The sequence below is a fragment of the Agrobacterium sp. Azo12 genome (genome assembly GCF_029193765.2).
In the GTDB taxonomy this organism is placed as follows: Bacteria; Pseudomonadota; Alphaproteobacteria; order Rhizobiales; family Rhizobiaceae; genus Agrobacterium.
This window is the reverse complement of record NZ_JARFYO020000002.1, coordinates 1193579-1207641: the sequence shown is the minus strand read 5'-3', so window position 1 is coordinate 1207641 and position 14063 is coordinate 1193579. Positions and strand designations below refer to the sequence as shown.

Genomic DNA, 14063 nt, shown 5'->3' with positions numbered 1-14063 from the left:
TCGCCGGTGTCGTGGTTACACGATGCCGGCATATTGTCTGAACAAGGCCGGGTCGGCACGAAGCTCATCCGTTGGCATGGTTGCCTTAACCGTACCATTCTCAATAAAGCAGACACGGTCAGCCACCGCCAGCACCGCCTCTATTCGTTGCTCCACAAGCAGCACGGCTTTGCCGTTATTTTTGAGTTCGAGGATGACATCGCGAATGGTGGCAATCATTGAAGGCATCAGGCCTTCCGTTGGTTCGTCCAGCAAGACAACCGATGGATCGAGGCACAAGGCACGGGCCATGGCCAGCATCTGCTGTTCTCCACCCGATAGCGTACCTGAAACCTGTGGCAGCCGTTCTTTCAAGATGGGGAACAACCGAAATACTTCGGTCAGAATTTCGCGATCCGTTCCGCGTGCCATCAGGCCAATTTCGAGATTTTCTTCCACCGTCAGTTCTGCGAACAGACGTCTGCCCTGCGGAACATAACCAATGCCGCATTTCGGCACCTCATGCGCTGCCCGTCCCGTCAGTTCCACATCATCCAACGTCACCCGGCCGGAACGAGCCGGTAACAGGCCCATAATGGCTTTCAGGGTTGTTGTTTTACCGGCCCCATTTCGGCCGAATAGGCAGAGGACTTCGCCGCTGGCAAGTGACAGGGACACGCTTTTTAATGTGCGGCTGCTGCCGTGGTAGACATTGAGATCCTCAAGCTTCAGCACGGGTCAATGTCCTCCAAGATAGGCGGTTTGTACTGCGCTATTGTCGCGAATGTCGCCCGGTGTTCCTGTCGCCAGCACCTGCCCGTGGTTCAATACGGTAATTCTGTCAGCCAGTTGCATGACCACATCCATATTGTGCTCTATCAATAATGTGGTGATCTGACCTGAAATGGCTTTGACCAACCCGCAGAAATTGGCAATTTCCGGGTCTGAAAGCCCCTGTGTCGGTTCATCAAGGATCAGAAGCTTCGGCTGCAAGGCTAGTCCCATCGCGACTTCCAGCAGTCGCTGGTGACCGTAAGCCAAGGCGCCTGCCGTCTCATTGGCGTATTGTGCAAGGCCAACCTGTTCGAGTACGGCGTGAACATCAGTCGAAAGCAGATTGGTATCTATTCGGCTGAACAGCCCGGTGTTCCTCCGCTGCGCAGTTTGAGCGGCAAGCGCGACATTGTCGTAGACACTCAGATTTGGATAGATGCTGGTAATCTGGAATGTGTAGGCAATTCCCTGCTTTACTCGCTCGAATGCAGGCATTGCAGTAATGTCTTTTCCGGAAAATACGACATGTCCGGAAGACGGGGCAAGTCGCCCTGACAGAAGGGATACGAAGGTCGTCTTGCCCGCCCCATTAGGGCCGATCAGTGCATGGATTTCACCTGGCGTGATCTCAAAATCCACAGCGTTGACCGCGGTCAAGCCACCGAAGCGACGGGTCAGGTTTTGTGTTGAAAGCAACGTCATGGCAGCCACTTCAACCACCTCTCACGGATGCTTCCCAAAATGCCCCGAGGGAAAAACAGGATAAGAAAGACAAGCATGATGCCAGTCACCAGCATGTAAGCCGGCGTGTAATTGCTGGCGATATCGATCATGTAAAACATCGAAACGGTGCCCAGCAATGGCCCAAGTACGGTGCCGGCCCCACCCAGCAGGGTGAACAACAACGCCTCGATGGAATATTGTATCGATGCAAAAGACGAACCGATATAGGCAAAGAGCAGTGCATAGGTCGCCCCAGCCATCGCCGACAGCGAGCCCGACACTATCAGTGCCACAAGCTTCAGCCGGAATGTGTCATATCCAAGCATCAGCGTCCGGGGTTCGTTTTCGCGCACGGCGATCATTGCGCGGCCCAGCGGGCTGCGCACAATAATAAAGCAGATCAAAAGCGCCACAGTCATCAAGACGAACGCAAGATTATAGCGGGTCGCGGCATCGGTCAGATCAAAGGTCACTCCGGCGAGGTCGAAGCTGCGTGCCGATTGCGGTAAAACCAGCCCTTCCTCACCACGTGTCCATTGCGAAAAATACAAGCTGGCCAGATAGGCAACCTGCGCAAACATCATGGTCACAATCATGAACGCCACACCGGTTGTACGCAGCGAGATCAGGCCAATGAACAGAGACATAACAAATCCTGCCAGGATGCCGCACAGGAAGGCGGCTGGCACGCTCCATTCCAGATGGTAGGCTGCAAGACCCGCGCCATAAAGGCCGCTGGCAAAAAACAGGGCGTGGCCGAGGCTGAGAAGTCCTGTGTAACCAAAAAGAAGATTGTACCCCATGGCGAAAATGGCCAGCACCATAACGCGCGTCATGGCAAGGTGATGATACTCCGGCAGAACAAACTGCAGGCCGAAGAAGATAGCGATGACAGCAATATGGAGCAGCAGGACTTTTAAGGATGGCGCGGTGTTCATCGTGTCTTTGCCCCGAAAAGCCCTTCCGGCTTGAACACCAACACCAGTGCAACAAGCAGCGTCGACAACATCTTGGCGAGTGTTGGCGAAAAGAACATAGAAATAATGCCGTCACTTAAGCCAATCACCAAGGCTGCAACCACGGTGCCACGAATGCTGCCAAGTCCGCCGATGATGACCACGATGAAGGACAGCAGCAGGGGATCAAGCCCCATCAAATAGTGGGCTTGTCGGATGGGTACGATCAAGACAGCAGCGATCGCGGCCAGCATCGCACCGGCTGCGAAGACCAGGCCGTAGACTTTGCCGATTGGAATGCCGAAGGCCTGTGCGGTTTCACTGTCAAATTGTGCTGCGCGCATGATCAGCCCAATTTTGGTTTTGGTGAGCACGAACCATGTGATGGCCAGGACGATGATTGCAGCGGCAATAACGAAGAGGTTATATGCCGAATAACCAAACCATGGCAGTTGCAGTCGATAGTAGAAGGGTGCCGTTACCGGACGAGCATCCGGGCCGTAGGTCAAAAGGACTGTTTGCTGGATAATGTAGAGCATGCCAATCGTCGCGACGATTGTTGCCTCGGGATTGTAGGAGAGGTGTCGCAACACGAGCCTTTCACCTGCATATGCAATGGCGCCGACGGCGAGGGGGCTGATGAGCAATGCGGCAACGAAACCAAGCGCAGGCGGAAGGCCGAGCATGGACGTCACCCACCATGCGATGACAGCACCGAGCATGAAGAACTCACCATGGGCGACATTCACCACCCGCATCACCCCGAAAACCAGCGAAAGACCAAGCGCAGTCAGCGTCAGGACTGCCGCTTGCAGCAAACCTTCCAGTGTTGCCAGTAACAGAAATGGACCGAATGCCAAAACAAGCTCCTGCGCCAAAACAAAATTCATTCAATGCTCGTTAACGCATTGAATGAATTTGCATAAAGTTAAATTAACTCGATGTGAGGTAATTCACGGATCAGAGCGGCATTTTAGTGTAGTCGGCGGTAACTTCATAGGCGCCATCCTCAATTGAGGTCTTGTGGACTACATTCAGTTTGCCGTTTTCGACCTTCGATATGTACTGGTGGCCGTAACATTGGTGGTTCTTGCCATTAAAAAGCTTGTCGCCCTGCGGGTGATCACGGCCCTCATCAAATTTTTCGAAGGATTCCATGGCTTCGATAAAGGCAGCCTTGTCTTGCGGTCCGCGATATCCGGCCTTTTCCATGGCTTTCTTGATGACGAACAGTGTTTCCCAGCATCCAAACATATGGGCGTAGGTGGAGATGTCTTTCGCATCGGCCGTGCTGGCGCCGTTGTCATCAATGCCAATGGCATTACGGTAAAATTTGTCCCATTCGCTCTGATCCTTCTGGGCATAACGCGGCATGCCTTCCCAGAAATAGGTTCCGTCGAGATAGGAAAGTTGTGGCGTGGCCAGATCAACGGCTTCGAGGCTGTCGATAAACCCGAAAATCTCCGGGCGTTGTGAGCCGTAGAATTGACCGAGTTCGGTCACGAAGGTCAGGACCGATGGGCCGACCATGACGTGGTAGAGAACTTCGGTGTCCGAGGGAATACGCGGCAGATATCGGGTGAAGGATGTCTCAGTTGGCGGAATAGCGATCATTTCGACAATCTCGCCACCCTGCGCTTTCATGGCTGCCGAGAAATAGTCGCGGTGATCATGGCCGAAGGCATAATCCGGGAAAATCATCGTCGCTTTTTTGCCGAGGTTTTGCGAAACCCACGGCGCCATGGCCGTGACCTGGCTGCGAACATCGGTAATGCACGGCTGGAAACAATAACGGTTCAGATTGCCGGACGCGACATGGTAGCCCTCTGAGACCACGATGTATGGCATTTTCAACTCGCCAGCACGCGGCGCGGATCCGATAACGACATGCGAGAAAAGCGTGCCGTAGATCGCATCGACCTTGTGCTGGGTTGCGAATTTTTCGACCACTTCTGCACCGCGTTTGGCGTCGGTACCATCGTCTTCAATGATAATTTCCAACGGGCGTCCGTTAATGCCGCCTTCGTCGTTGATGATTTTGGCAGCGGCCTTTGCCACACGCTCATACCAGCGACCGTAGGATGCGCCGATGCCGGTGCGGTGGAGCTGCATGCCGATCTTGATCGGTTCCGAAGTTTGCGCCTGTGAGTAGCGCACGAAGCCCGGTGCTGCAGTCGCTGCAAGGCCTGTTCCGACAACGGCGCCCATTCCCAACAGGGTAGAGCGGCGGGTAATAATGGCATTCTCGGGCTTAATGATCTTGTCGGACATGAAACTCCCCTCTCATGCAAATGGCGTAAAGATTATCCCGGCAATGCAGCCGTTCTGGCAGCACATTGCGGCTCATGATCATTGTTTGAATTTGCCGCTTTCAAGCGTACAGGCATACTCACTGGCATACGAAACGGCGACAATTCTCCTCTGTCGGACCGTGGCGGCAGGTAAGGCAACTGGTTTGACCAATCTTATGACAACAGCTTTAGCCGTCGTAAACAGAGCATTTGATTTTTGGCGCTTAAAGACCACCAAATGTCGTATTTTCTTCACCTGAAACGTTTGAAGCACAAACTGTTTTAACGCTTAAAGGTTGTTTGCTGAAATTTATTCCAGTTATTGGAGTTTTGTCGGCCTTTTCGCGATCAAATGCAGCTTGCGAAACATCGTGCCTGCGTGAGATGAACCGACTCAACGGAGCGGAAACGGGCGGGTTTTGGAGGAGGAGAGGGTGGTGAGACATTGCGGTAGCGTCCACCTGAAGCAACTCGCTGCCGTGGCGTTTCTTGTGATGATGGCAGGTGACGCCAGTGCACATGGCGCAGAGCGCGGCCTGGTCATGTTGTTGCCCACAGGATTTTATGTCACCGGCGGTGCGCTGGCGGTGTTGTTTTCATTTCTTTTGCTGGCATTTGCGCCGAGCGCCTGGTTTGCCAAAGGCGCCAGCATAAAAATCGCTCCATATTTCGCGGTGCCGAAGACCCCGTTCAGTTGTCTGTCTTTTCTGCTGCTGCTGCTGTGTGTTGTCGCGGGTTTTGTTGCGCCTTCCGATCCACTAAGCAATCCGCTGCCCTTGCTGATCTGGACCGGCTGGTGGGTTGGTTTTACGCTGTTACAGGTGGTCACAGGCAGTCTTTGGCCGTGGCTTAATCCGTGGAACGGTCCAGTTTCCCTGCTTCGCAAGCTTGTTGGGCCGAGGCTAGCTAAAGCCTCACATGTGAATTTACCGGTTTCTGTCGGTTTCCTGCCGGCAATTTTGCAGTTTTCAGCTTTCGCATGGTTTGAGCTTGTCTCGCTCGCACCAGATGATCCGCCTCGGCTTTCTACCGCTGTTATTGTCTATTGGTTGGTAAGTTTCACTGGCATCTTGATCTTTGGCGAAAAGGCATGGCTGTCGAGAGGTGAGCCCTTTTCAGTGTTCTTTCGCATGATCGGTATGTTGTCGCCCATTGGGGTGTCGCAATCGGAAAGCGGCAAGATGTTTGTATTGAGATGGCCGGGCGACCGTTCTCTTGTTGCTGATGCTCTACCACCAAGTGGTGTTATCTTTATTCTGCTGACATTGGCGACCGCGTCATTTGACGGTTTTTCCGAGACGTTCACCTGGCTTGGTTTCATCGGCGTAAATCCATTGGAGTTTCCCGGTCGAAGTGGCGTGATGTTTGCCAATACGTTAGGTCTGCTTGCCTCGCCTATTATTCTTGTCGTGCTGTTTTATAAAGCCGTGATCGCGGGTGCGTGGCTTGCGGGAGAAAGAGATATAACCGGATGGATGGGTCTCTCCGGGAAACTCGTTTATTCCATCATTCCCATTTCGATTGCATTTCATGCGGCGCATTATTTGACGCTTCTCCTCGTCAATGGGCAGTATCTCTTGATCATGATGTCCGACCCGTTTGCACTGGGTTGGAACCTGTTTGGCATGGCGCACTGGCATGTGACGACATCATTCCTGCTCAACATCGATGATGTAAGAATTATCTGGCTGACACAGACCGGCATTATCGTGGCAGGCCATGTGATTGGCATTGTTCTGGCGCACGCAATTGCCTTGCGTCATTTCGGTGAGGCGAAGAGAGCTGTGGTCTCGCAACTTGTGCTGGCGGCTCTCATGGTGTTTTATACCGTCTTCGGGCTTTGGTTGTTGTCCACGCCTTCGGTTGGTTGATCATGCGGGCATATAAAACGGAGTGAAAAATAGCGCCGTTATTCCGCCTTTATTAATGCGCATTGCAGCACATCCACCGAGCTTTTCGGCGTGACATTTCCTGCTATCTTCAATGTAAATGAACAGCAATTCGGTGTTCCATGCCTGCACAAGAACAAGTGCCTGAACAACAGCCCGCGTCCTCGGCGATCTGGGCGTTTCTCATTCGTTTTAAGCCCTATCTGACGTCACTTGCCATCATTGCGGTTTTCGCACTGACGGCCTTCGCTATCTACCACCTAACCTCCGAAGTTCGTTACGACGAAGTCGAGACCGCGTTGCTCAGCACCAGTTGGACCTCGATCTTGCTGGCGATCGTGTTTACGGGTTTAAGTTTTGTTGCGCTGATTTGTTATGATGTAAACGCTATCGATTACATCGGCAAAAAACTGCCATTGCCAACCGTCGCGATTACCGCGTTCAGCGCCTATGCTATTGGCAATACTGCCGGTTTTGGTGCGCTGAGCGGCGGCGCGATCCGGTTTCGTGCTTATTCTCGCCTCGGACTGAACCCCGGTGAAATTGGCCGCATTATTGCGTTTGTGACGCTGTCCTTCGGGTTTGGCCTTCTTGCTGTAACAGCGCTTTCGTTGCTGATGGTCGCACCACGCGTAGCCTCGATTGTTGGGCTGGATCCACTCTGGTTGCGGATTGGCGCAGTTGTTGTCGTTGGTATCATGGTCGCATTGTTTGTTGTGGCCCGCGGTGAGCGCACCGTCAGCATTGGCTGGCTGCGACTGCGTTTGCCGGATACACGTACGGCGTCTCGCCAGTTTCTGGTCTCGGCACTCGATATCGCTGCAACGGCCACGGCACTTTATGTGCTGTTGCCTGACACCCATGTTGGATGGCCATCGTTTTTTGCGATCTTCGCGACGGCAGTTGGTCTCGGCGTTCTAAGCCATGTGCCGGCTGGACTTGGCGTTTTTGAAACGGTGATGATTGCCGGGCTCGGCAATGCCATTGATATCGACACGCTTCTTGGCAGCCTTGTGCTTTATCGCATCATCTATCATGTGCTGCCGCTTATGCTGGCAACTGTCTTGTTGGTGGCGAGTGAAATCCGCCAGCTTGCAGCGAGGCCACTATTTGCCGATATAGGACAGATAACGGTCCGGCTTGCGCCGTCGTTGCTCTCGACACTGGCGCTTATCGTTGGCGCCATGCTGATTTTTTCGAGCGTTACGCCAACACCTGACGATAATCTCGATTTTCTATCGAGCATTCTGCCGCTGCCGATTGTTGAGGCCGCGCATTTCCTTTCGAGCATTCTCGGACTTGGACTGGTCGTTGCGTCACGCGGTATTGGCCAACGGCTGGATGGTGCTTGGTGGGTTGGAATTATTGCAGCATCTGCGGCACTTGTCCTATCGTTGCTGAAAGCTGTCGCCGTATTCGAGGCCATGTTCCTCGGCGTGTTTATTGCGGTCATGTTGCTGAGTGCGGGCGAATTTACCCGCCACGCCTCATTGCTGCGAATGAGAATGGGGCCAGCCTGGTTATCGGCAATAGCAATCATCATTGCCGGCGCCGCGACCATCCTGTTCTTCGTTTACCGCGATACGCAATATAGCCACTCTCTCTGGTGGGAATTCGAATTTTCCGAGGAAGCGCCGCGCAGCCTGCGTGCTCTGCTGGGGCTGGTTCTGGCATCAAGTGCCCTGGCAATTTTCAGCCTGTTGCGGCCCGTCACCTATAGACCCGATGAAATGGGGGGCGCCGATCTCGAAAAGGCCATCGCCATTGCTAAAAAACAGGATATGGCCGATGCCAATCTGGTGCGGATGGCCGACAAGCACATCATGTTTTCGCAAGATGGCAATGCCTTCATCATGTATGGCATTCAGGGGCGCTCCTGGATTGGACTGACGGACCCAATCGGTGAAGAATCCGAAATGTCGGAGCTGGTTTGGCAGTTTGTCGAGACGGCGCGAGCGGCGGGCGGACGCGCCGCCTTCTATCAGGTGTCGCCGAAACTGCTTTCTTATTGCGCGGATGCTGGTCTTCGTGCGTTCAAACTGGGCGAACTCGCAATTGTCGACCTTGAGACCTTCGACTTAAAGGGCAGTCGGCTTTCGGGCCTGCGCCAGGCGCTGAACCGTGGCACGCGTGATGGACTGGCATTCAGCCTGCTGACACCGGATGAGGCAAAGTCTGTCCTTGGCAATTTGCGGGACATTTCAGATGCCTGGCTTGCCCATCATAACACCCGTGAAAAGACATTTTCGCTCGGATCGTTTTCGGATGAATATGTGCTGTCGCAGCCGGTAGCGGTCCTGCGCAAGGATGACAAGATTGTCGCCTTTGCCACTGTCATGGTGACTGACACCAAACAGGAAGCAACCGTAGATTTGATGCGGTTTCTGCCGGAGGCGCCCCGTGGCGCGATGGACTTTCTGTTCATCAGCATCATGGAGCAAATGCGCAGCGAAGGATATCGTACCTTCAACCTTGGCATGGCCCCACTGTCGGGCATGTCTAAACGTGACATCGCACCGGTTTGGGACTGGATTGGTGGCACGCTTTTCGAACACGGCGAAAAATTCTATAACTTCAAAGGGCTGCGTGCCTTTAAGACCAAATTTCACCCGAAATGGGAGCCCCGTTATCTTGCCGTCTCGAATGGCGCAGGCGCGGCTCTTGCCTTGATGGATGTAACGCTTCTGATTGGAGGCGGCGTAAGGGGAGTGGTTGGGAAATGAGTGTATCACGTCTGATCTATGCTGCCCTTGGCTGCGCGTTCATGGCTCTGCCGCATACGGTGAAGGCGCAGGACAAACCAAACTATCAATTGGGCATGCTGCCCCCTGGCCATATCATGCTGCCGGATGGCGATGTGCAGGCCAACATTTTCCTGATCTCTGATGCAGACGGATGGGGCGACGAGGAAGAAAAACAGGCGCAGGCCCTGGTTGAAAAGGGCGCTGCCGTCGTTGGTATAGACTTTCCTACCTACATGAAGGCGCTCAGTGCCGATGAAGGTGACTGCGTCTACATGATCTCAGATATTGAAGAACTGGCGCACGAAATCCAGCGCGAGGCCAAAGCACAAACCTACCGACTGCCTATCCTTGCCGGTGTTGGTGAAGGCGGTACATTGGCGTTGGCTATGATTGCGCAAAGCCCAGCATCGACCATCGGCGAAGCGATCGCCGTTGATCCGCTGGCAGGCATTCCTCTTGAAAACAGGATACTCTGCACACCGGCGACCAAGGAAAAGGTTGGCAACCGCACGATTTATGGGCTGACAGATGGCGATCTGCCGGCGCCCGTAACTGTGCTGTTTTCCCCTGCTGCAAAGCAGGAAGGGCGTGACCATGCCACAGCCTTGCAAACCAAACACCCCGATATCGATATTCAGGATGTGACAGGGCAGGCGAATGATGAACTGTTGCAGGCGCTTAGTGACCGGGTGGATGCGGCCGGAGACACGGATCAACCGCTTGGTTTGCCGCTGACCATTCTCGACGCCAAACCAAGCATGGATACGATGGCTGTTATCTATTCCGGTGACGGCGGCTGGCGTGATATCGACAAGGAAATGGGTGGATATCTGCAAAAGCAAGGTATTCCAGTGGTAGGCGTGGATTCGCTGCGTTATTTCTGGTCGGAGCGTAAACCACAGGAAGCAACCGACGATCTTGCACGGATCCTCGAAACCTACCGGCATCAATGGGGCGTCCATCATGTGCTGTTGGTCGGTTATTCATTCGGCGCCGATATTCTGCCTGCGCTTTACGATCTCTTGCCGGAAAAAGACAAGAAACGTGTCGCCCTGATGTCACTGATGGCACTGTCACATCAGGCTGATTACAAGGTGTCCGTGGAGGGGTGGCTTGGTATTCAGGGCGAGGGTTCTGCCGGCGATCCGGTTGATTACATCAAGAAAATGGATGCCAGCATGGTGCAATGCATCTACGGCAAGGACGACGACGAAAATGCCTGTCCAGCATTGGAAGGTTCAGGTGCCAATGTGGTTGCACTCGAAGGAGGACATCATTTTGACGGTGACTATGAGGCACTTGCCCAACGTGTTCTAACGCTGCTGAAAACGCGGCTTGGCAAATGAAAACACCGTCATCCCCTAGGGGATGACGGTGTCTACAAAAGAAAATCTGTTTAGATTAACAACACGTCAGGCTTACTGAACAGATGTCAGTGTCATCGACGTGCCGGTTACGGCTGCGTTGAGGCCAACCTGGCCCTGGACGCTGATTGTCTGAAGGTGGATGGAACCAGAGGTGCCGCCAACCAGGATGTTGGTGCCGACGCCAACGCCAAGCGTGGCTTCTGCAGACGCGCCCTGATAGAGACCGCTCAGCGAACCGCGGTGGTAACCGGCAGTGGGTGCAAATACGGCCCAGACGATGCGGCTTTTGGCGGTAAAGCCAAGGTCGATACCCATTTTACGGATAGCGCCGGTGTACTGTTCCGTCGCCTTGCGGCCGACGGTGGACTGGAATGTGCACTCTACTTCCTTTGCGGAGCCAAGTACGTAGCCAACGCCACCGCCAACAGAGCAATCGAGATAACCGATCTTCACACCGTTACGGTCGTCGTCGTTCTGATAGGCAGGATATTCTCTCGCCAAATCAGCGGCAAAAGATGAGGTCGCGCCAGCCAAAGCCAACGCAGAACCAAGCAGGGCCATGGTAACGGTCTTTTTCATGTTTTTCTCCTTGTATACCCCCAGCAGGTAAATTGTATTGCGCAATCTTTATTTCAATTCAACGGGGATCGTTTTGTTCCGTAAACGGGACATTATCGTGACAATAAAAATGCAAGAGCTTTTTGAAGGAGGCTTTACTGTGGAGATCTGCTTTCATAGCCGTCAGGCCGATTTTTAGTTTATCTGATTCAGCCTGTTTCCTTGAAAAGTACGTTGTGGTCCAAGAGGTAACGGTCAAAGAGTGGCAGGCTTGCACCGCCTATGGCACGGGCCTGGCTGCCGACCATGCCTTCAATGATATCTGGCACGACAACACCTTGCAGGTCATGCGCGCCGAGTGCCTTTTTTGTTGCATTTACAATGCGTTCGCGTACCCAACTCGGGAAGCCGCCATCGATCACCACGGCTGAAAAATCGATGACAGATGCTGCGGCGATTACCGCTTGTGCTAAGGCTGCTGCGGTATCATCGATCCAGATATCCAGTGGCTTTCCAAAATCGATCCAGTCGTCAGGTGAGAACCATAATGGCTTTGGATCAATGCCATGATCACGCAGAATATTTTCGAGAACGAAAATCGAGGCGATCTTCAAAAGCTGGACGGTTTTTCCGTCCCGTCGCTGGACGGGTAACGGACCAACCGCACCAGCCGTTCCCGTGCGACCTGAAAATAGCGCGGAATTGAGAACGACGCCGCCACCGATGAACGAGCCGATAAACAGATAGAGGAAGTCGGCGTGGTTCTGGCCAGCACCAAATACCAACTCCGCCCCACAGGCGCTTGTGGCGTCGTTCTGGAGGTAGACGGGATAAGGAATGCGGTCGGCTATCTCTTGCTGCAGATTTACGCCATGCCAGGTGTCCATTTCCGCTTGTGGAGCACCAACTTCTTCCGCCCAGCTCCACAATTCGAACGGCGCTGCGATGCCAGCGCCGACGATGCGTTTGCGTTCGCTTTCGTCGAGCTTCATTTCAAGCTCCCGTATGCCGTCCGTTACAAAGGAGATGATTCCTTCTGGCAGCGGATAGGGGTAGGCGCGGCGCAGTTTCAGCCGGATTTTGCCAAGAAAGTCCATCAACACCAGATCAGCACTGCGTCTGCCAATTTTCACGCCAAAGGAATAGGCAGCGTCTGGATTAAGTCGCATGGGGGTGGAGGGTTGGCCGACCTTGCCGCGCTTGGGTTCGTCACGCAATAGCAGTCCGTCATTTTCGAGCGCGCGCATAATGACGGTTACGGTCTGGGCGGAAAGCCCGCTGCGACGGGCGATTTCGGCCTTTGAAAGCGCATGATGGCGACGAACCAGAGACAGGACGAGCCGCTCATTATAGGCGCGGACACGCACCTGGTTAGAGCCGCCGCTGATATCAAGGGTGGCATTCGTTGCAGGCCATGTCGGCTCGGCTACTCGAGACATTATTTCCTCCCTCCCTTCATGACTGCATATGCCGCCAGTAAGGGTTCGCGACAAGCCACCTGATTGCGTATTCGGTCCTGTTTTCCGCTCTTGCACAGGCGAGTTGACCGGACATGCATTGTGTTGACGCGTCCAGAGCATGCCATATCGAATTAATAATTCAATTGGATTTATTTATTGACACTTTGTTCATTTGGTGTTTCCATTTGCGTGGTGGTGCCGCTCACACCTTGGAGGAGGTTGGCCCCCGGATAGTTTCATAAGAAGCATCCGCACGTCTTTAGGAGGACTATATGAAGACGACCGTTTCCGCCTTTATTGGCGCACTTGCGCTTGGCGTTTCCTTTGCAGGCATGGCATCCGCGGCTGATACATCCGTATGCCTCATTACCAAAACAGACACGAACCCCTTCTTCGTGAAGATGAAAGAAGGCGCGACAGCCAAGGCCAAGGAACTCGGTGTTACCTTGAAGGCTTATGCCGGCAAGATCGATGGCGATTCTGAAAGCCAGGTCGCTGCCATCGAAACCTGCATTGCCGATGGCGCAAAGGGTATTTTGATTACGGCGTCCGATACGAAGGGTATTGTACCGGCTGTTCAGAAGGCTCGTGATGCCGGCCTGCTGGTCATCGCACTCGACACACCGCTTGAGCCGATTGATGCTGCTGATTCGACATTCGCGACCGATAACCTGCTTGCTGGTGAACTGATAGGCAAATGGGCTGCCGCCACTCTCGGCGACAAGGCAAAGGATGCGCGCATCGCTTTCCTCAACCTCACGCCATCACAGCCGAGCGTCGACGTTCTGCGTAACCAGGGCTTCATGAAGGGTTTTGGCATTGATGTGAAAGACATCAACAAGATCGGTGACGAAGACGACGCTCGTATCGTTGGTCATGATATCACCAACGGTAACGAAGAGGGCGGTCGCTCCGCAATGGAGAACCTGCTCCAGAAAGATCCGACCATCAACGTCGTGCACACTATCAATGAACCAGCCGCTGCCGGCGCTTATGAAGCGCTGAAGGCTGTTGGTCGTGAAAAGGATGTGTTGCTGGTGTCGGTCGATGGCGGTTGCCCAGGCGTTAAAAACGTTGCGGAAGGCGTAATCGGCGCAACATCGCAGCAGTATCCGCTGGCGATGGCAGCACTTGGCGTCGAAGCCGTCAAGAAATTTGCTGATACCGGCGAGAAGCCAAAGCCAACTGAAGGTAAGAACTTCTTTGATACCGGCGTGACGCTGGTCACAGACAAGCCTGTTGCTGGCGTTGAATCCATCGATACCAAGCAGGGTTTGGCAAAGTGCTGGGGCTGATCGCCTGAATAATATCCCGAAACAGGA

Annotated in this window: 12 protein-coding genes; 5 read left to right on the top strand and 7 right to left on the bottom strand. The window is 53.8% G+C overall.

Features of this window, described 5'->3' with window-relative positions; genetic code table 11:
* Positions 1–15: 15 nt before the first annotated feature.
* The 5 genes from PYL13_RS21870 to PYL13_RS21850 all read right to left on the bottom strand — a co-directional run bounded on the left by PYL13_RS21870 (position 16) and on the right by PYL13_RS21850 (position 4703).
* On the bottom strand, positions 16–714 hold the full coding sequence (locus PYL13_RS21870; RefSeq protein WP_275642336.1) for an ABC transporter ATP-binding protein: 699 nt from the start codon (positions 712–714) through the stop codon (positions 16–18).
* Positions 715–717: 3 nt separating this feature from the next.
* Positions 718–1455 (bottom strand): ABC transporter ATP-binding protein, encoded by a 738-nt coding sequence (locus tag PYL13_RS21865; protein WP_275642335.1) that lies wholly within the window; start codon positions 1453–1455, stop codon positions 718–720.
* Positions 1452–2414 (bottom strand): branched-chain amino acid ABC transporter permease, encoded by a 963-nt coding sequence (locus tag PYL13_RS21860; protein ID WP_275642334.1) that lies wholly within the window; start codon positions 2412–2414, stop codon positions 1452–1454. Before PYL13_RS21860 ends, PYL13_RS21865 begins: the two co-directional genes overlap by 4 nt.
* Positions 2411–3292 carry a branched-chain amino acid ABC transporter permease gene (locus PYL13_RS21855; RefSeq protein ID WP_275642563.1) on the bottom strand — a complete coding sequence of 294 codons (882 nt, stop codon included), beginning with the start codon at positions 3290–3292 and terminating at the stop codon, positions 2411–2413. The genes PYL13_RS21860 and PYL13_RS21855 overlap by 4 nt, the downstream gene beginning before the upstream one ends.
* A 100-nt stretch (positions 3293–3392) precedes the next feature.
* The gene (locus tag PYL13_RS21850; protein WP_275642333.1) at positions 3393–4703 is read right to left on the bottom strand and encodes an ABC transporter substrate-binding protein; all 1311 of its coding nucleotides are present in this window, start codon (positions 4701–4703) and stop codon (positions 3393–3395) included.
* On the opposite strand from PYL13_RS21850, the gene PYL13_RS21845 reads away from it, so the two are divergent.
* The 4 genes from PYL13_RS21845 (at position 4702) to PYL13_RS21830 (ending at position 10702) form a co-directional block, all read left to right on the top strand.
* Positions 4702–4983, top strand: a complete 282-nt coding sequence (locus PYL13_RS21845) for a hypothetical protein (protein WP_275642332.1) — start codon at positions 4702–4704, stop codon at positions 4981–4983. The two genes, PYL13_RS21850 and PYL13_RS21845, sit on opposite strands and share 2 nt — an antisense overlap.
* 177 nt (positions 4984–5160) lie before the next feature.
* On the top strand, positions 5161–6594 hold the full coding sequence (locus tag PYL13_RS21840; protein ID WP_275642331.1) for a hypothetical protein: 1434 nt from the start codon (positions 5161–5163) through the stop codon (positions 6592–6594).
* A 140-nt stretch (positions 6595–6734) separates the two neighbouring features.
* On the top strand, positions 6735–9335 hold the full coding sequence (mprF, locus tag PYL13_RS21835; RefSeq protein ID WP_275642330.1) for a bifunctional lysylphosphatidylglycerol flippase/synthetase MprF: 2601 nt from the start codon (positions 6735–6737) through the stop codon (positions 9333–9335).
* Entirely contained in the window at positions 9332–10702 is a 1371-nt protein-coding gene (locus tag PYL13_RS21830; protein ID WP_275642329.1) for a virulence factor family protein, read from the top strand. The genes mprF and PYL13_RS21830 overlap by 4 nt, the downstream gene beginning before the upstream one ends.
* A gap of 72 nt (positions 10703–10774) precedes the next feature.
* Here the strand turns inward: PYL13_RS21830 and PYL13_RS21825 are convergent, their stop codons facing one another.
* Together PYL13_RS21825 and PYL13_RS21820 are read right to left on the bottom strand one after the other, a co-directional pair.
* Positions 10775–11302: a DUF992 domain-containing protein gene (locus PYL13_RS21825; protein ID WP_250985227.1), complete on the bottom strand. Its 528-nt coding sequence runs from the start codon at positions 11300–11302 to the stop codon at positions 10775–10777.
* Positions 11303–11490: 188 nt separating this feature from the next.
* On the bottom strand, positions 11491–12720 hold the full coding sequence (locus PYL13_RS21820) for an ROK family transcriptional regulator (RefSeq protein ID WP_275642328.1): 1230 nt from the start codon (positions 12718–12720) through the stop codon (positions 11491–11493).
* Between the two features lie 293 nt (positions 12721–13013).
* Between PYL13_RS21820 and PYL13_RS21815 the strand changes: the two genes are divergently transcribed.
* Positions 13014–14036, top strand: coding sequence for a sugar ABC transporter substrate-binding protein (locus PYL13_RS21815; protein WP_275642327.1), 1023 nt, complete (start codon positions 13014–13016; stop codon positions 14034–14036).
* Positions 14037–14063 lie beyond the last annotated feature (27 nt).